The 18,498-nt window shown below is 55.7% G+C and carries 16 protein-coding genes and 1 pseudogene; 8 read left to right on the top strand and 9 right to left on the bottom strand.

The window, feature by feature from the left end:
* Positions 1-79 precede the first annotated feature (79 nt).
* On the bottom strand, positions 80-2,014 hold the full coding sequence (locus CPJ18_RS15550; protein ID WP_103659275.1) for an LTA synthase family protein: 1,935 nt from the start codon (positions 2,012-2,014) through the stop codon (positions 80-82).
* A gap of 225 nt (positions 2,015-2,239) precedes the next feature.
* Between CPJ18_RS15550 and CPJ18_RS15555 the strand changes: the two genes are divergently transcribed.
* Positions 2,240-3,919, top strand: coding sequence for an NAD+ synthase (locus CPJ18_RS15555; RefSeq protein WP_103584015.1), 1,680 nt, complete (start codon positions 2,240-2,242; stop codon positions 3,917-3,919).
* A gap of 39 nt (positions 3,920-3,958) precedes the next feature.
* Here CPJ18_RS15555 and CPJ18_RS15560 read toward each other — a convergent pair.
* Positions 3,959-4,336 (bottom strand): annotated as a pseudogene (locus CPJ18_RS15560) (glyoxalase superfamily protein).
* Between the two features lie 186 nt (positions 4,337-4,522).
* Here CPJ18_RS15560 and CPJ18_RS15565 point away from each other — a divergent pair.
* Entirely contained in the window at positions 4,523-5,350 is an 828-nt protein-coding gene (locus tag CPJ18_RS15565; RefSeq protein ID WP_103659276.1) for a TolB family protein, read from the top strand.
* Between the two features lie 67 nt (positions 5,351-5,417).
* On the opposite strand, the gene CPJ18_RS15570 is transcribed toward CPJ18_RS15565, so the two are convergent.
* The gene (locus CPJ18_RS15570; protein ID WP_103584017.1) at positions 5,418-5,585 is read right to left on the bottom strand and encodes a Thivi_2564 family membrane protein; all 168 of its coding nucleotides are present in this window, start codon (positions 5,583-5,585) and stop codon (positions 5,418-5,420) included.
* A 126-nt stretch (positions 5,586-5,711) separates the two neighbouring features.
* Here CPJ18_RS15570 and CPJ18_RS15575 point away from each other — a divergent pair, with 126 nt between their 5' ends.
* Complete coding sequence (locus CPJ18_RS15575; RefSeq protein ID WP_103659277.1) at positions 5,712-6,134, top strand: OsmC family protein; 423 nt, start codon at positions 5,712-5,714, stop codon at positions 6,132-6,134.
* Here the strand turns inward: CPJ18_RS15575 and CPJ18_RS15580 are convergent, their stop codons facing one another.
* The 3 genes from CPJ18_RS15580 to CPJ18_RS15590 are packed head-to-tail and all read right to left on the bottom strand — an operon-like array spanning position 6,135 to position 9,276.
* Entirely contained in the window at positions 6,135-6,626 is a 492-nt protein-coding gene (locus CPJ18_RS15580) for a peptide deformylase (protein WP_103659278.1), read from the bottom strand. It lies immediately after the preceding gene.
* A 14-nt stretch (positions 6,627-6,640) separates the two neighbouring features.
* Positions 6,641-6,973, bottom strand: a complete 333-nt coding sequence (locus tag CPJ18_RS15585; protein WP_245445419.1) for a hypothetical protein — start codon at positions 6,971-6,973, stop codon at positions 6,641-6,643.
* The gene (locus tag CPJ18_RS15590) at positions 6,970-9,276 is read right to left on the bottom strand and encodes an FdhF/YdeP family oxidoreductase (RefSeq protein ID WP_103659279.1); all 2,307 of its coding nucleotides are present in this window, start codon (positions 9,274-9,276) and stop codon (positions 6,970-6,972) included. The genes CPJ18_RS15585 and CPJ18_RS15590 overlap by 4 nt, the downstream gene beginning before the upstream one ends.
* Before the next feature lie 410 nt (positions 9,277-9,686).
* On the opposite strand from CPJ18_RS15590, the gene CPJ18_RS15595 reads away from it, so the two are divergent.
* From CPJ18_RS15595 to CPJ18_RS15605, 3 genes are all read left to right on the top strand, one after another.
* On the top strand, positions 9,687-11,453 hold the full coding sequence (locus CPJ18_RS15595) for a peptidoglycan D,D-transpeptidase FtsI family protein (protein WP_103659280.1): 1,767 nt from the start codon (positions 9,687-9,689) through the stop codon (positions 11,451-11,453).
* A 145-nt stretch (positions 11,454-11,598) separates the two neighbouring features.
* Positions 11,599-13,026: a magnesium transporter gene (gene mgtE, locus CPJ18_RS15600; protein ID WP_077121007.1), complete on the top strand. Its 1,428-nt coding sequence runs from the start codon at positions 11,599-11,601 to the stop codon at positions 13,024-13,026.
* A gap of 165 nt (positions 13,027-13,191) precedes the next feature.
* Positions 13,192-13,578, top strand: coding sequence for a MerR family transcriptional regulator (locus CPJ18_RS15605; protein WP_077100736.1), 387 nt, complete (start codon positions 13,192-13,194; stop codon positions 13,576-13,578).
* Here CPJ18_RS15605 and CPJ18_RS15610 read toward each other — a convergent pair whose 3' ends face one another.
* Together CPJ18_RS15610 and CPJ18_RS15615 are read right to left on the bottom strand one after the other, a co-directional pair.
* Positions 13,579-14,550 (bottom strand): acetyltransferase domain-containing protein, encoded by a 972-nt coding sequence (locus CPJ18_RS15610; RefSeq protein ID WP_103659281.1) that lies wholly within the window; start codon positions 14,548-14,550, stop codon positions 13,579-13,581.
* Positions 14,551-14,622: 72 nt separating this feature from the next.
* Positions 14,623-15,309 carry a DUF599 domain-containing protein gene (locus CPJ18_RS15615; protein WP_103659346.1) on the bottom strand — a complete coding sequence of 229 codons (687 nt, stop codon included), beginning with the start codon at positions 15,307-15,309 and terminating at the stop codon, positions 14,623-14,625.
* Positions 15,310-15,834: 525 nt separating this feature from the next.
* Between CPJ18_RS15615 and cobU the strand changes: the two genes are divergently transcribed.
* Positions 15,835-16,359, top strand: a complete 525-nt coding sequence (gene cobU / locus CPJ18_RS15620) for a bifunctional adenosylcobinamide kinase/adenosylcobinamide-phosphate guanylyltransferase (RefSeq protein ID WP_103659347.1) — start codon at positions 15,835-15,837, stop codon at positions 16,357-16,359.
* Positions 16,360-16,441: 82 nt separating this feature from the next.
* On the opposite strand, the gene CPJ18_RS15625 is transcribed toward cobU, so the two are convergent.
* Positions 16,442-16,843 carry an SRPBCC family protein gene (locus CPJ18_RS15625; protein ID WP_103659348.1) on the bottom strand — a complete coding sequence of 134 codons (402 nt, stop codon included), beginning with the start codon at positions 16,841-16,843 and terminating at the stop codon, positions 16,442-16,444.
* 173 nt (positions 16,844-17,016) lie between these two features.
* On the opposite strand from CPJ18_RS15625, the gene gndA reads away from it, so the two are divergent.
* Positions 17,017-18,447, top strand: a complete 1,431-nt coding sequence (gndA, locus tag CPJ18_RS15630) for an NADP-dependent phosphogluconate dehydrogenase (protein WP_103659282.1) — start codon at positions 17,017-17,019, stop codon at positions 18,445-18,447.
* Positions 18,448-18,498: the final 51 nt, after the last annotated feature.

Raw genomic sequence — 18,498 nt, forward strand, 5'->3', positions numbered from 1 at the left:
GGACGACGGTCCGATATTCTTGACGAGTAACCGGCACCAATACCGAATTCAAACGAATTCGGTATTGTGATCATCGCGATCAGCTAGATGGTTGAGCCGGATTTACCCAGGCAAATCCAGGAAAGAAACGGTCCTTGCCGAATTGTTTGCCAAACATCATATCGAATTGCAGCTGGCGATATTCGTTGATGGCAGAGGGTACAGCCACTGAGCCCGTTGCCCAGTCCGGCACGGCTGATCCATCCTTTTCCATCAGCATGTGCCGGTCGATGACGGAGTAGGATGCCTGCACCTTACCGAGAATACCGGTGTAGAAGGGATCATCGAAGCCGGCTGTCTTCAGGACATGGTAAGGCAATAAAGATGGGCTGATCGTGCCGATCCTGTTGTGCAGGCCGGTCTTCGAAGACCACACGACCAGCGGCGTTTCATGCTCTTTTTTCATGGTGTCCAAAGGCGCGCGGCGTGTCGCGACCATATCGGCCATATGACCACTTTCCACATACACCTGACCAAGCGGCGGCAGATGATCGCCGAAGAGAACAATCACCGTATCGCGCTCGCGGTTCTTCGCCCATTCGATCAGGCGGGCAAAATTTTCATCCGCTTCCGATACGCCCTGGGTGTAGGTGGCGAGCGCCTCGGTTGCGCCTTCCGAGAGGGAGCCGTTGACCGAAACGGTGTTGGCTGCATAGCGGTTCGGTTCGTAAGGCCCGTGTCCCTGAAGGGTGACGCTGAACAGAAACAACGGGCTTTCCGCCGCGTCCACCGTCTGCATGATTTCCGATGTCAGAGCCTCATCCGACGCGAAGATGCCGCGCTTTTCCATGGCGGGGAGTGTTTTTTCCGATCGAAACTCTTCGAAACCAAAGGATTTGTAGACTTCGCGGCGGTTCCAGAACCATTCCTGAAACGGATGGATGGCAATGGCCGAGTAGCCTTCGTTGCGGAAGAACGTGGCAAGTGATGGCACGGGCTGGCGCACATATTGCTGATAGGGGATGCTGCCATAGGGCAGAAAGGCGTTGGAAAAACCCGTCAGCGCTTCGAATTCCACATTGGCCGTCATGCCACCGAATTCGGGAGAGAAGACGTGGCCGGATTGCCTGCTTCGAATTGTCGGCATGGGGTCTCGGGAAAGCGAGACATTGGGCAATCTGGTCGGGTCCCACAGCGATTCGCTCATGATCATGATGACATCAGGCAGGGTGCTGTAATTGACGGCATAAGCCGAACCATCCGAGACGATGTCGGAAATAGTGTTTTCGCTGTAGCCTGCTGGGGCTGAAACTTTCGCCATGGGAATGTTGAACGCAAGCGCCATCAGGAAACCGTTTTGGCGGTAGTTTTCCTTCTGGTCCCACATCATCGGAATGATGTTTAGTCGATCTCGGATCCAGGAATTTTGCGAATAGTCCATCAAGGAGCCGAGGCCGACGAGCGGTGGAATTGTCAGCGCCAGCCACAAGACGCGCTGCCTTGGGCCAATAACGGGTGCATGATCACGGCAAAAACGCCACAAAAGAACAGCCGCGGCAGCGGCCATGATAAGGCCGATAGCGAGCGCAACAGCCGTTAGCGGCTGGGCTTTTAGCATTGCCGGCAAAAGCTGAAAAATCTGGCGGCCGAACAGAAGGTCGGAGGGGTAAAGCGGGTCGGAAAGGTACAGTTGTTTCTGATGAGACATAAAGGCCGGCACCAGAAGGAGAGGTGCGGCAATGAGTATCGATTGGTAATGCCTGCCGAGCACAGCATCGAGTGCCAGCAGAACCAACACAACGGCTACCAGCGTCGTGAGGCCGGGGCGGGTCGGAGAGGTCAGGAATGTGCCGACATCATGCAGTGAGCCGCGCGCGATCCACTCGATGCAGACAATCAGCAAAAGTGCTGCGAGCGTCAGGTTGAGTAGGGGACGGACATCGCCCAGAAATCTGGTAAGGTTCCATCTGGAAGGGCGTGAAAGAACGAGTTTCGTTCTTCCGGCGGCCGTTATCTTGGGCACCGAATTCCGCAATATCTTAAACTCCGGCAGTCTGTAATACGCCCCGTGAATCGGGTGTCATGAGGATGTCACGTAACTGTCACATAAGCGGAGTGAATGCGATATGAACTGTGCGGAATTCACAAGGTAGCCGAATAACCATTGCGTGAGGCAACTGTCGCTTCAAGGCCGCCATTTTTTGAAGTGAGTTTAACGGCCTGCGTTGCGCGGCGTGCGCAGCCACGGTAAATGAGAGTCATGAGCCAAGTACACACCAATCCCAATGTTTTGCGAATTGCCGTCGGGCAGTTCAATCCCACCGTCGGCGATGTCGCGGGCAACCTTGCCAAGGCCCGCGAAGCGCGTGCCGATGCGGCGGCGCAGGGCGCTGATCTGTTGCTGTTGACGGAGCTTTTCATTTCCGGTTATCCGCCGGAAGATCTGGTCCTTAAGCCCTCCTTCCTGAAATCCTGCCTGAAAGCGGTGGAGGAACTGGCAGCCGAAACCGCTGATGGCGGTCCCGGAGTCATCATCGGTTTCCCGCGCCAGGGCGAAACGGGGCGGCACAATTCGGTTGCACTTCTGGATGGCGGCAAGATCACGGCGCTACGCGACAAGGTGGATTTGCCAAATTACGGCGAGTTCGATGAAAAGCGCGTTTTTGCCGAAGGCTCGATTTCCGGGCCCTATAATTTCAGGGGTGTTCGCATCGGCATTCCGATCTGCGAAGAAATCTGGAACGATCTGGGTGTCTGCGAAACGTTGGCCGAAAGCGGTGCGGAAATTCTGCTGGTGCCGAATGGCTCGCCCTATTATCGCGGCAAAGTCGATGTGCGCCATCAGGTGGCGTTGCGACAGGTCATCGAAAGCGGCCTGCCGCTGGTTTTCGCCAACCAGGTCGGCGGTCAGGATGAGCTCGTCTTCGATGGCGCAAGCTTCGCCTTCAATGCAGACAAGACGCTTGCCTTCCAAATGAGCCAGTTCGAGAGCACCCTTGCGGTGATGGACTGGAAGCGCACGGAAAAAGGCTGGCATTGCAGCGAAGGACCGTTCTCGCAAATCCCCGAAGGAGAAGAGGCGGATTACCGCGCCTGCATGTTGGGCTTCCGCGACTATGTAAACAAGAATGGCTTCAAGAGCGTGGTTCTTGGCCTTTCCGGCGGTATCGACTCAGCCATTTGCGCGGCGATTGCTGTCGATGCGCTGGGCGAGGAGCGGGTACGCTGCATCATGCTGCCCTATCGCTATACGTCGGAAGACTCATTCAAAGACGCGGCAGATTGCGCAAAGGCGCTGGGTTGCCGTTACGACATCGTCCCGATTGCCGAGCCCGTGGATGGCTTTCTGTCGTCACTGGCTGAAATGTTTGAAGGAACCGAAGAGGGCATTACGGAAGAAAACCTGCAAAGCCGTGCCCGCGGCACCATCCTCATGGCCATCTCCAACAAGTTCGGCTCCATGGTGGTCACAACAGGCAACAAATCGGAAATGTCGGTGGGTTACGCCACGCTTTACGGCGACATGAATGGCGGCTTCAACCCCATCAAAGATCTCTACAAGATGCAGGTCTATGCGATCTCCGCCTGGAGAAACAGCCACGTGCCGCCGACGGCACTTGGTCCTTCTGGTGAGGTCATTCCCGCCAACATCATTTCCAAAGCGCCATCGGCAGAACTGCGCCCCAACCAGACCGACCAGGATTCGTTGCCGCCTTATCCGGCGCTCGACGATATTCTGGAATGCCTGGTGGAGCTGGAAATGTCAGTGGAAGAGATCGTCGCACGCGGCCACGATATCGCAACCGTACATCGCATCGAGCATCTGCTCTATCTGGCCGAATACAAACGCCGCCAATCCGCGCCGGGTGTGAAAATCACCAAGAAGAACTTCGGTCGCGACCGTCGCTATCCGATCACCAACCGCTTCAGGGATCGGTAGAGGAAAGGCGGCGCGGAACAGATCACGCCGCCTGCTTGCCTAGATGACCTGGCCTACATCAATCCGGTTTCCGTCCGGGTCTTCGAAAACGAATGCGCGCAGGCCGTAATCCTTGTTTTCCAGCCTTTTGATTATCCGTAATCCGTAGTCAATGCAAAGGCGGTGGAGTTCATCCACGCTGCTCACCAGCATGTGCGCGACATTGAACGGCGGAGGTTTGTAAGCCGGCTGCAATGTCAGATGCAACTCGGCCTCATCCCTCTTCAAGATCATGAAACCTACAGGATTTCCGTTCTCGAACGTCTTTTGAAAGCCGAGTATCTTGGCATAAAAATCGTGAGCTTTTTAGATGTCCTTGACGGGAAGCGTCGGCGCCACTCGGCCAAAACGAATGGCTTGATCAGCGATGATCGTCATCGCAAGACCTCAATCTTGGGAAAAGCCAGATCAGAGAATACGGGCGGTGCCGCAACGCTGCTGTCTTCCGTTTTTTAAATTTGCAGGACGGTGCCTACGACAATAGGATCATAGCCACGGTCTCGGCTGATGCAAATGAAATATGGTTCTCAGCCTGTCAGGATTTGAAATGCAGTGGGAGGTACGATGCGCAGTTCCGTTGAAATCTTCAACATTCGCACCCGGGAGAACCGGGTTGTCTGGCAAACGCCGGAACTGTTCGAAGCGCCCAACTGGTCGCCGGATGGGTCGTATCTTTTGCTGAACAGCGAAGGCCTGTTGTACCGCCTGTCACTTACTGGTGATGTAGCAATCGAGAAGGTCGATACCGGCTTTGCCAGCGAGTGCAACAACGACCACGGCATCTCGCCGGATGGTTCGCTCTACGCCATTTCCGATAAGGTGGAATTTGGGAAAAGCACGATTTATCTTCTGCCATCAGAAGGTGGTGAGCCCAGGCTGATGACGCATAATCTGCCTTCTTACTGGCATGGCTGGTCTCCCGATGGCAAAAGTTTTGCCTATTGCGGCATTCGTGATCAGGTGTTCGATATCTATTCGATGGACGTCGAGACGGCGACCGAAACGCGGCTGACCCATGGTGAGGGGCGCAATGACGGGCCGGATTACTCGGCAGATGGGCAGTGGATTTATTTCAATTCCAGCCGCACGGGCGTAATGCAGATATGGCGTGTGCGGGTGGACGGCTCGGCTGTAGAGCGCGTGACGGACAGCCCATATGGCGACTGGTTTCCGCATCCGTCACCTAGCGGTGACAAGGTGGTCTTCGTTTCCTATGACGCGGATGTCTTCGATCATCCGCGTGATCTGAATGTGCGCGTGCGCATGATGGACACGGATGGTGGCAATGTGGAAACGTTGTTTGAATTGTTCGGCGGGCAGGGAACGATGAATTCGCCCAACTGGTCACCCGGCGGCGATGAGTTCGCCTATGTCAGATATTTCCCAGCTTGATCCACATACAAAAAGCCCGACCTCGATTTCAAACCGGGTCGGGCTTTTGGATATTATGTCGGATTAATTAAAAGACTGCGAGATATTTCAGCAGCGAAATAATACCGATGATGATGACGATAACCTGAGCGATCTGCTTTGCGCTGCCAGCAACCGGCAAACGGTTGATCAGCCAAAGAATGAGTACGATGACCAGAAATGTGATCAGAATGCTAACGAGTGTACCTGTAACCATGTGTCCCAGCTCCTATTATAAATCTGTAACGGTCGATCACCGTTCCGTGAGTAAAAGCACAAGCTCGTATTTTGGTTCCATTGTGCAAAATGTAATTTTTGAGAATTCGAAATCAGGAATATTGGTGTGAGCGAAATCAGGGTGAAAAAGCGCGACACGGGCGCCACCGCTACATTAGGGCGTAATGGCCATCCGCAGATCGCAACGCCGACCGGAGGTCAGCTCGCCGTCGTCACCGCTGCGTCCGAGCCCGGCTTCAACCCGCTGGACCTGCTCTATTCCTCGCTCGCTGCGTGCCTGGCGCTGAGTGCCCGCATCGCCGCCAGCCGCTTAGGCGTGCTGGACCGTTTTGAGAGCGTGGAAGCACGTGTTACCGGCGAGAAGTCCGAGGGCGAGCCAGCACGGATAACGCATTTCGATATGCGCTTGAAGATCACCGGCGATTTCGATGCGGAGACGAGAGACGCTATTGCCCATCAGGCCGAAGAGATTTGCACCGTCAGCAACACCTTACGCGGCGATGCTGCGTTCAATCTCTCGGTCGACTAATCAGCGCTGCGCCTTTTCCCATTTGCGGATGAGGCGGTCGCGCTTGAGTTTCGACAGGCGTTTTAGCCAGAACATGCCGTCCAACTGATCGATCTCATGCTGGATGCAGATGGCGTGGAAGCCCTCTGCCTGCTCTTCATGCCACTGACCGGAGACATCCTGAAAGCGTAACGTCACCTTGGATGGGCGCTCTACCTCTTCGGTAAAGCCCGGCATGGAAACGCTGCCTTCCATATGCCGCATGGTCTCACTGGACGTTTCCAGAATCTCGGGATTGACATAGGTCATGACAACACCCGGTTTCAGTTCCAGCACGAACAGACGTTGGAGAATGCCGACATGCGCAGCGGTAATCCCGACGCCGGGGGCTGCGCGCATCGTTTCCAGCAGATCCTTTGCAAGCTGCGCCAGTTCAGGTCCAAACTCTGTGACAGGTTCGCAATGGGAGCCAAGCGCCGGATGAGGGTAGGACACGATAGAACGAGTTGCCATGGGACGTTCCAATTCTATTCCGCTGAGAGCGAGCGTTTCAGCAGGCTTTTGGAAGCGGAGAGCGCAACAGACGATGCCTCATCCGTCAGTTCCACCCATGTCCGCTGAGTGCGGGCATCGCGCTTGACGATGGTGAGCATACGGCCCGACAACGCGTTGATTTCCCGCAAAACGAGCGCATGGGCAATGCCCAGCTTGTTGGAAAGGCTGCGGCTATCGGTACCGATGCCCAGATGAACCGCTGCAACAAGCGCGGCCCCGGTGGCGTCGATCGCAACCGGGGCCGTTTGGCTGATCTGTTCAACCACGGCCATAAAGCGCGCGGCGGATTGATCTTCATCCGTCAAGCGGCCTCTGCCTCTGTGCGTAGGCGAACCGAAACCAGAACCGATTTCGACGTCGGAGTGAAGCTGCCTTCGCCATAGCTGTGCAGCGGCACCAGAACGTTCAGCTCCGGATAATAGCCGCCGACGCTGCCCTCTGGAATGTTGTAAGGCACGAGGCGGAAGTTCTCGGCGATACGCTCGACGCCATCGCCATATTCACCGATGACGTCCACGCGCTGCTTGGCATGCGCACCCAGCGCTTCCATGTCCTTCGGGTTCATGAAAATAACCTGCCGCTCGCCGTAGACGCCGCGATAACGATCATCCATGCCGTAGATCGTGGTGTTGTATTGGTCATGGCTGCGGAAGGTCTGCAGAACGAAGATGCCATGTTTGGATAGCGCTTCCTGATGCTCCGTCTTTTCCGGCAGCGCACCGGTGAAGAAGGTGGCCTTCTTGGCAGGCGTATTCCATTCACGTTCCGCCGCTGCGTTGCGCAGGTGGAAACCACGCGGGACGCGCACACGCTCGTTGAAATCCTGGAAGCCCGGCAGAACGCGCGAGATCATATCGCGGATGAGATCGTAATCATCAGCAAGTTCGTTCCACTGAACGCGTTCGTTGCCCAATGTTGCGTGAGCGATACCGGCGACGATGGCGATTTCCGAGCGCAGTTCCGGCGAGGCAGGCTCATTGATGCCACCCGAACCGTGCACCATGCTCATGGAATCTTCCACGGTTACGATTTGTGGCTTGCCCTGCGAGTTGCGGTCGATTTCGGTACGGCCAAGGCATGGTAGAATGAAGGATGTTTCACCCGGAACGAGATGCGAGTGGTTCAGTTTGGTGGCGATGTTGACCGTAAGCTTCTGCTTTTCGAACGCCTTGATGATGAGCGGGCTGTCCGGCGTGGCGCGCAGAAAGTTGCCGCCGAGCGCGATGAAGGCCTGCGCCTTGCCATCCAGCATGGCGCTGATGGCTTCCACCGTGTTGTGACCGCGATTGCGGGGCATCGGCACGCCGAGTTCCTTTTCCAGCGCGTCGAGCAGGGAAGGTGGTGCCTTTTCATCGATACCAACCGTGCGGTCACCCTGCACGTTGGAGTGACCGCGTACCGGGCAGAGACCCGCGCCGGGGCGGCCGATATTGCCGCGCAGCAGCATGAAGTTTGTGATCTCGCGGATCGTAATGACCGAATGCTTGTGCTGGGTGATGCCCATTGCCCAAGTGGCGATCACCGCATTCGATGCCATGTAGATGCTGGCGGCTTCTTCGATCTGTTCGCGGCTGAGGCCCGACTGGTCGAGAATGGTTTCCCAACTGGTGGCCTCGACAGCCGCGCGATACGCGTCGAATTCCACGGCATGTTCTGCGAGGAAATCGTAGTCGATAATGGCAGGCTTGCCAGCGGCGCGGGCTGCGTCATCGGCGGCAAAAACAGCCTTGCTCATACCGCGAACCGCGGCCATGTCACCGCCCTGGCGCGGCTGGTAGTAGTTGGTGGCAATCTTGGTGTTGCCGCCGGTGATCATTTCGATCTTGTCCTGCGGGTCGGTAAAGCGCTCCAGACCCTTTTCGCGGATAGGATTGAACACGGCAATCCGTGCGCCGCGAATGGCGGCACGGCGCAAATCACCCAGCATGCGCGGATGGTTGGTGCCCGGGTTCTGGCCGATGACGAAAATCGCATCCGCCTTTTCGAAATCCTCGAGCAGAACCGTTCCCTTGCCAACTCCGACGGAGGCTTTGAGGCCGACGCCGCTCGCCTCATGGCACATATTGGAACAGTCAGGGAAGTTGTTGGTGCCGTAAAGGCGGACCATCAATTGATAGAGGAACGCTGCTTCGTTGGATGCGCGGCCAGATGTGTAGAACTCTGCGCGGTCAGGACTATCGAGGCTTCTCAGAACCTTGCCGATTTCGGCAAAGGCATCATCCCAGCTGACGGGAAGGTACTTGTCGGTTGCACTGTCATAACGTAGCGGATCTGTCAGGCGACCCTGTTTTTCCAGATTGTAATCCGACCATGTGCGAAGCTCGGAAACCTTATGGCTGGCGAAAAAATCCGGTGGCACGCGTGCTTCGGTCGCTTCCCACGCAACGGCCTTCACGCCATTTTCGCAGAACTCGAAAGATGAACCATGCTCAGGGTCACCCCAGGCGCAACCGGGACAATCGAAACCATCGGGCTGGTTGGCCTTCAACAGGGCTCGAGCACCGGAAATGGGCGCGCCCGATTCTAGAAGGCGCTTGCCCACGCTCTTGAGTGCGCCCCAGCCACCAGCCGCGCTGGAAGCCTTACCGATGAAATCCATCTTGCCCATTGAAAGGTCTCTTTCTGATCTAATTCTTATCTTGCCGCTCGGCTCCGGTGCCATCCGGAGCGATTGTTATTGCAGCATTTTGTTCCAGATTCCCGGATAACCATCATATGTCAACTCGTAACTGCATGACGGCTGGGCGATGTCGATCAATTCAACGAGAATGCTTGATCATTTATTTCAATAAAAATGGCCACTGACGGTCATTGGTTAACCTGAACGCGCTTTTGAAATTAACCTTGCCGGTTCAAACACCGCTGCACAAAGCACGAGGTTAATCTTTTGTTTACGGATTATTTGCAACTTTAAATACATCACGCGTCTTGGTTTTAGCGCGAACAAATACTGCATATATTTTTATTAATCGACGGCTGAACAGTCGAGTTCTGCCGTCCTGACTTGGATCGTTCGGAATGACACTGATGTCATTTGCAGTGCGGCTGCGAAGCCGTGCGCATTTTTCCCTGCAACAGAAAACACTTGCCAGAAGCGGGCACGTCATCGCCACCTGTGGCCTGCGCCGGCGTCGGTCGCGCCATCGTCTTGGAATGATGATCATTGCTTTCATCGCGATGTACGTCACCGTCGCTACGAGGCTGATCCACTACGGGTTGAAAGAACCGGAGTTGACACAGACGATCGGCAACAATCGCCCCGTCTTGGCATCGCGACCCGATATCCTAGACCGAAATGGCGAAGTTCTGGCGACTGATCTGGATATGGTGTCGCTTTACGCCGAGCCCCGACGCATCGTTGATGCGGATGAGGCTGTGGAAAAGCTGAATACCGTCATAGCGGGTCTCGACTGGGCCGACACACACAGGCGTCTACGGTCCGATTCCGCTTTCCAGTGGTTGAAACGGCAGATCACGCCACGCCAGCAGGCAGCCATTCTAGAACTCGGAATTCCCGGTATCGGCTTTCGGCCTGAGAAGCGGCGCTTCTACCCCGGTGGGCCAACGGCATCCCACATCGTGGGGCATGTGAATGTCGATAATCAGGGCCTTGCAGGTATGGAGCGATATCTCGACCAGCAGGGTTTCACCGCCCTTCGAGACGCAGGAATGACCGCTGATGTGCCGCTAGAACCGGTGCGTCTCTCCATTGATCTACGGGTGCAGAACATTGTGCGTGATGCGATATCACGGGCGATGCGCGACTATCAGGCTGAAGCTGCCGGTGCTGTGGTTTTGGATGTCACGACCGGTGAAATTCTGGCAATGGCATCCGTTCCGGATTACGACCCCAATGAACCATCCCGAACCTTGCCGGATGGCAGAATCGACAAGGAATACGAGAAGGGCTGGTTCAACCGTATGAGCAATGCGACGTTTGAGATGGGCTCGACGTTTAAGAGTTTCACGCTTGCCATGGGGCTGGACGCGGGCAAGATAACACTCAATTCCGTTGTCGATGCATCGCAACCCATTCGCATGGGCGGCTTCACGATCAAGGATTTCCGCGGGCAGAACCGTCCGCTGACCATTCCGGAGGTGTTCCAGTATTCCTCCAATATCGGTACAGCGGCGGTGGCTGATAAGGTCGGCGTTGAGGGCCATCAGGCATTCCTGACGAAGCTCGGACTGCTGTCGAAAATGGATACGGAAATGCCGGGAGTAGCGACACCGACGCAGCCCCGCAACTGGCGCAAGATCAACTCCGTGACCATCTCCTTCGGGCACGGCGTCGCGACGACCCCGTTGCAGACGGCGGTGGCTGCGGCAGCGCTGATGAACGGAGGCTATCTGATCTCACCAACGTTTATTCCACGCACTCCTGAAGCAACGAGAGTGTTTGCAAAGCAGGTCATACAAACGAAGACCAGTGCAGATATGCGCTACCTCTTCAACTGGAATGGGCAGAACGGTTCGGGCCGCTCAGCGCAGGTGGCTGGTTTCAATGTTGGTGGAAAAACCGGGACTGCTGATAAGGTCATCAACGGGCGATACGCCAAGGACATGAACTTCAACGCATTTCTGGCAAGCTTTCCCATGGACAAGCCGCAATATGTGGTTTTGTCGATCATCGATGCGCCGCTGACAGGAGAGAAAGGCGGTCGACAAGCGGCCTTTACGGCAGCCCCGATCGTACGTGAAATCATTGCGAGGGCAGGGGCGATGCTGGGCGTTCGCCCCCGGTTCGGACCGCCTGAGAAGCCGCAACTCATCATCGACTATTGAGGCGTTTCGGGAGCGCAGATGCTCGTTCCATCCTAATTCTTTTGCAACTTCTTTTATCCTATCCTGTTGTTGACATTGTGCTTTTAAAAGCCATTCTCCTGCGCTTTCGCGAAGCAGGGCACTCAGCCGGAAAAAGGGGCGCAAGTTGACACAAGCCGACGATGATCATCGCGCACCTGAGCATGTCAAAAGACCGGAAGTGATGGCCGACATCTATGCCGAGGACGGTTCGATCCGCTCCGACTTTCTGGCGATGGTGGGTGCGAGCATCGCGGATCGCGACGTGCTGTTCCTGCGGGAAAACGTAGCCCGGCTCCACGAATCCGAACTTGGTGACCTGCTCGAATCGATCCTTCCAGAACAGCGCCACGCGATGGTGCGCCTGTTGGGTTCAGACTTCGACATGACCGCGTTGACCGAGGTGGACGAAGCCATCCGCCTCGATATCGTAGATCAGATGCCGAACGACCAGATCGCCGCCGGTATCGGCGAGATGGATTCGGACGATGCCGTCTACATTCTCGAAGACATGGACCGCGAAGACCGCGAGGACATTCTTGCGCAAATGCCGTTTACGGAGCGCGTGCGACTACTGCGCGCCCTGGACTATCCGGAAAGCTCCGCCGGTCGCCGTATGCAGACGGAATTCGTGGCCGTGCCGCCATTCTGGACGGTCGGCCAAACAATCGATTACATGCGCGAAGAAGAGGAGTTGCCGGAATCTTTCTCGCAAATCTTCGTCATCGATCCGACATTCAAGCTTGTCGGCGCGCTGGATCTCGACCGCCTGCTGCGCTCCAAGCGGCAGGTGAAGATCGAAACGATCATGCACGAGACGAACCATCCCATCGCTGCCGAGATGGACCAAGAAGAGGCAGCACAGCTTTTCGAGCAATATGACCTTCTGTCGGCGGCCGTGGTGGATGATAACGGCCGACTGGTCGGTGTTCTCACCATCGATGACGTGGTGGACGTCATGCAGGAAGAGGCGGAAGAGGATTTGCTGCGTCTTGGTGGTGTGGGCGACGAAGAACTGTCCGACTCGATTGCTGTCACCTCGCGCTCACGTGTTCCTTGGCTGGCGGTCAATCTGATCACGGCATTCATGGCCGCCTCCGTCATCGGTCTGTTTGACGCGACGATCGAGCAGATCGTGGCACTGGCTGTTCTGATGCCGATTGTTGCCGGGATGGGCGGTAACGCAGGCTCTCAGACCATGACCGTGTCGGTGCGCGCGCTTGCGACCAAAAACCTCGATATTCACAACGCCGCCCGCATCATCAGACGCGAAGCAGGCGTTGGACTGCTGAACGGTGCCCTGTTCGGCTGCGCAATCGGCATCATAGCCGGTCTGTGGTTTCAGGATGTCAATCTGGGCGGGATCATTGCAACGGCGATGCTGATCAACATGTTTGCAGCCGCCATCGCTGGCATCATCATTCCGTTGTTGTTGGATAAATACGGCGCGGACCCCGCAGTTTCCTCCGCTGTCTTCGTGACTGCTGTTACCGACATCGTCGGTTTCTTTTCGTTTCTTGGCCTTGCGACGTGGTGGTTCGGCGTTCCGATCTGATCGCTTGAAAATTGACTTTTACGTTAAGGTCAATCATATTGCTTTTCATGGAGATTTGGGTGTGAAGCGTCAGCCGCTTCGTCATTCTATCTTGTTGTTCGAGCAACGGATATTCCGAAAACCGTCTGTCTGTTTCGGTCCGATGCTCCAGAATCGGATGAAGCCTTGAATAAATATTACAGCATTACGGAATTGACGCGCGAATTCGGGGTTTCCACCCGTACCCTTCGTTTTTATGAGGACGAAGGCCTGATCCATCCTGAGCGCCGTGGCCGTACGAGGCTTTTCCGTACGGCTGACCGTCGGCTTATTCAGGAAATATTGCGTGGCCGCCGTATCGGCTTCACTATCGCTGAAATTCGCGAGATCATCCAGGTCTACAAGGAGCCGCCCGGCGAATCGGGGCAACTCGAACTTATGATGAAAAAGGTTGACGAAAAGCGTGCCGATCTGCGCCAGAAGCGCAAAGACATAGAGGAAACGCTTTTAGAGCTCGATAATGTCGAAGAAGCCTGTCTGACGCGCCTCGCCGAAATCGGCGTCGGCACGTAATCACCTCTGAATCTCTGCTGAACATTGCGAAGCGATCTCGCCGATCTTGGTCTGCTGGTCAGGCAGCAACGCATTTGCAATCATCGGGTCGAACAAGTTTTCGGACTGGAGCTTTTCCAGCGTGCATCCACAGAAAACCTGGCATAGCTCCAGCCCGTTTTGCTGCTGCATGCAGTTCGCTTCGCAGCTTTTCTTGTAAGCTTCGACCTGATCAATAGGTGGTGGCGGCACGATGAGTGAGGCAAGATAAACGATGCAGATCAGCACAGGCTGGTGAATGATATAAAACAGCAGGCTGTGACGGCCGAACAGGGCAAGGATATTCCGTTTCGCGCTCGGCTTTCTGAAGCGATCCAGCCAGCCGCGCGGCGTCACGATTTGCGAAACTGCCAGCCCGAGAAGAAATGGTGCGAGAAACGGCAGGATCGGTACATAATCGTTGGAGCGCGGCGGTACGGTAGACAGGCCGATCCATGACAACCAGATGGGGTTGAAGGCATCCGAGCTTAGATAGATTGGTGCCAGCAGAGCGGCTGCGGCGCATAGCAATGTTATGACGGAGGGAAGCCGCAGGAAGAGCAGCCCGATAAGGCTTGCGGCGGCGATATTGTGCAGAATTCCAAAGAATATCCAGCCGTCTGGCACCGCAAAGAAGGTTGCGACTGAGATCAGAAGAGCAGCGCCCGCGACCATCGCGAAACGCTTGCCGAACGATGGCCAGTACACGCCACGCCGGTGCGCCAGATACAGGCTGAAGCCGGCAAGAAACAGGAATGAACTGGCGATTCCTCGCGCATAGAGCCGCCACCACCCTTGCGTTGCCGTGCCCGGATCGAGATAGGCGAACATCTCCAGATCCCAGGTGAAATGATAGCTGGCCATGGCAATGAGCGCGATGCCACGGAGTGTATCCAGCGCACCGATACGGCCTTTGCCCTGTGTTACCGTTGCGTTTGCCGGGGCGTCACTCATTCATCCGTCCTTTGCAACGGTTACAGTCTGGTGCCAGCGCTTCGCCTGCGAAGTGCGGCAATTTCATGGCAATCAGAAATCGTCCATGATGGCGCGCCGCGCTTCGGAGAAGAACTGCCGTCGCAGCAGTGCCACCGTAATGATGACCGTCGATGCCATGAAGACGTAAGGACTGATGAACCAGCCGAGATAACCGATGGACAGGAAGATGGTTCGAAGGCCGTCGTTGAAATTTTTGGCGGCAATGATGTTCATGCGAATGACGGTTTCCGCCGCATGTTCTGCCGCTTCCCGGTTGGCATTTGCCTCGTGCAGCATCGGCATTCCACCAAAGAGAATGGTGCAATAGTTGAACAGGCGATAGGACCAGCCGAACTTGAAGAAGGCGTAGCCGAACAGGCAGGTCAGGCCAATGACCTTGATCTCGAATGCGGTGCGGCCTCCATATTGCACGAACGGCATGTCGCGAAAGACCGATTCCACCCGGTCTGTCGCGCCCAGAAGCGCAAAACAGCCGCCTATGGCGAGGATGGAGGTAGAGGCGAAGAAAGCTGTTCCGTTTTGCAGCCCGGCCATGATCTGGGTGTCGATCATTTTCAGATCACGTGTCAGCGAATTGTATATCCACTTGCGGCGCCGGTCCGCCATGGCCTGGTTGAGGCTGGTGCGTGAGAAAGGCGTCGTTGCTGTTGTAACGTAGGTATAGGACGTCCAAAGCACGACGAAAACGACGAGAGCTACATAATCGATGATCGTCATAATGGCTGTCTCACCCTGTCCTGTCTGTTCCGAATCTCCCCGCCCAATATTGATGCGATTTGGATGCATGGCAATTGGCTGAAAAAATCGGTTGTCGGCCGTTTTAATTGTAGATGCTAACCATCCGGTAATACTCTGCCTCTATGAATTCCTGTGCACGCCGGATTGAAGTTTTGCGTACCGGTGTTGCCCTTGCCTTTTATGTTCTGAAGGGCGTTCAATGCCGCGTATGCGCTTGGGTGCATCGCGGTTTTTGCTTTTGGTAATTTGACAAGAGCACTCCATAGACCTATTTTCATCAAGACGATCCGGCGCTTTTATATCGGGTGACTTTACCGACATGTCCGCGTTCCGTGGGCGGGTAACCGAACTTCGATACACTACCGCGATAGCATGGCATAATTGACCGGGAGAACGCCTCCATATCTACGAATCGTTCTCTTTTCATGCAGATGGCTTCAAGGCTTGCGAGATCAATCGGAAAGGCTGCCGGATCGTCTCTCATAATATTCTATGGTCATTCTCATGGCTGACGCACCACGCGCCGTACTCGTGCTAGGCGGCGCAAGATCCGGCAAGTCGGCCTTTGCCGAAAATCTGGTTCTATCGACTGAGGGAGCTGCGCATTATATTGCGACCGCTCGCGCTTGGGACGATGAGATGAATGACCGCATTTCTCATCACCGCGAGCGGCGAGGGGATGTTTGGTCGACACATGAGGAGCCGCTGGCTCTCACCGATGTGTTGCAGCGGCTGGACCAACCAGACAACATCATTCTTGTCGATTGCCTCACGCTTTGGGTCACGAACCTGATGATGGAGGAGGGGCGTGATGTCGAATCCGCCTTTGCTCCTTTGGTTGAGCATGCTGCGAATGCGCAGGCGAAGATCGTTTTCGTTTCCAACGAGGTCGGGCTTGGAATCGTGCCTGAAAATCGCATGGCGCGGCAGTTTAGAGACCATACGGGACGGTTGCACCAGCAGATCGCGGCGGTGGCGCGGGAGGTGTATTTCATTGCAGCGGGCTTGCCCTTGAAGATGAAGGGGTAGATTGGCAACTTGCCTAATGCGGTTGTCACATCATCCCGCACGCGATGTGAAATGCATCGTTAGCAAGATAGCTTGGTCAGCTTTATCCGTTCTCCAATATCTTTTTCAACGTCGTCAAATCCGCCAGCACCGCCGCTGCATCACGCTCGAAGTCCGCATCGCTCATGCCTGGAAGGCGCATCAGTGTGAATGCCACCTCAGCGCCGTCTCCATTGGGTGTGACGCGTAAGGCGTTATAGACTTCCAGCCCATCCGGCAGAACGACAACGTGGTCGATAACACCGAAATCGTTCCGCTCTGCGAACCTGACGCTGATATTACCGAGGCCTCCGGACGCGATCCAGTCATCACCGTCTTGCGTCAATCCACTGGCGAGACCTGCGGCCCATTCGGGCATTCGTTCTGGATCGGCCGCATAGGCATAAACCTCTTTCCACGGACGTGTGATCGAGAGGTGAACAATGCGAGAAGTCATGGTGGTCATTACGGCCTCCTTGTTGTCCGTGGCCTGCGCCGCCAACGGCGACATGTCTCATGCGCTAGTCGCAAAGTTGATTTGCGTCATCAAAATATAATCGTTTCAGTTCGCGCTAGCCTTGCCGTTTTCATATTAGAGTGCCACAACATCGCCGTTAAAAGCAATTTGGAGATACATCCGTGGAACAGGCAGAAATCGGTTTGATCGGTCTTGGCGTAATGGGGTCCAACCTCGCGCTCAACATCGCAGAAAAAGGCAACAAGATTGCTGTTTTCAACCGAACCCCGGAAGTCACGAAGAAATTCTATGCCGATGCAGGCGAATTGCAGGGCCAGATCATTCCCTGCGAAACCATCGAAGAATTCATTGCCGCCATCCGCCCGCCGCGCCCGATCATCATCATGATCAAGGCTGGCGATCCCGTCGATCAGCAGATGGAAATCCTCAAGCCGCATCTCGAAAACGGCGACATCATGATCGATGCCGGCAATGCGAATTTCCGCGATACGATCCGCCGTTTCGACACGCTCAAGGATACCGACCTGACCTTTATCGGCATGGGCGTTTCCGGCGGTGAAGAAGGCGCGCGTCACGGCCCGTCCATCATGGTTGGCGGCACGGAAGAGAGCTGGAAGCGCGTTGAGAAGGTTCTGACCTCCATCTCCGCGAAGTACGACAACGACCCATGCGTTGCTTGGCTGGGCAATGATGGCGCAGGCCACTTCGTCAAAACCATCCACAACGGCATCGAATATGCCGACATGCAGATGATCGCCGAAATCTACGGTATTCTGCGTGATGGCCTGAAGCTGAGCGCTGCGGAAATCGCTGACGTCTTCGGTGAATGGAACAAGGGTCGCCTGAATTCCTACCTCATCGAAATCACTGAAAAGGTTCTGCGCGCCGCAGACCCGATTAGCGGCAAGCCGATGGTCGATCTCATTCTGGACAAGGCTGGCCAGAAGGGCACCGGCAAGTGGTCCGTTATCGAAGCGCAGAATATGGGCGTTGCCGCAACGGCCATCGAAGCCGCTGTTGCCGCGCGCATTTTGTCTTCGCAAAAGACTGAGCGCGAATCTGCAGAGAGCATTCTTGGTCTGCCAAAGGCACTGCCTGCACCTGCCGACAAAAAGGCCTTTATTGCTGATCTGGAAAATGCGCTTTTGGCTGCCAAGATCGGTGCCTATGCGCAGGGCTTTGCCGTGATGGCAGCTGCTTCCAAGGAATTCGGCTGGGACCTGCCGATGCCAACCATCGCCCGTATCTGGCGCGCGGGCTGCATCATCCGTTCGCAGTTCCTGGATGAAATCACATCGGCCTTTACCAAGGACCCGCATGTTGCCAACCTGATCGTCACGCCTGCTTTCTCGCAGATGGTGAAGGATACGGACGCGCCGCTTCGCAATGTCGTGTCACATGCCGTTCTCTCTGGTCTGCCGGTTCCAGCTCTGGCTTCCGCACTCGGCTACTTCGATGCCTATCGTCGCGCGCGTGGCAGCGCCAACCTTATCCAGGCGCAGCGTGATTTCTTCGGTGCGCATGGTTTTGAGCGCACTGATGGCGTGGACAAGCCGCACGGCCCATGGGGCAGCGGCCTCGACAGCTTCTAAGGTTAAAATTGAAAGGCCCGCGTCATGCGGGCCTTTTTTTGTGCGTTGCGG

The sequence above is a fragment of the Agrobacterium rosae genome (assembly GCF_002915175.1).
Lineage (GTDB): Bacteria > Pseudomonadota > Alphaproteobacteria > Rhizobiales > Rhizobiaceae > Agrobacterium > Agrobacterium rosae.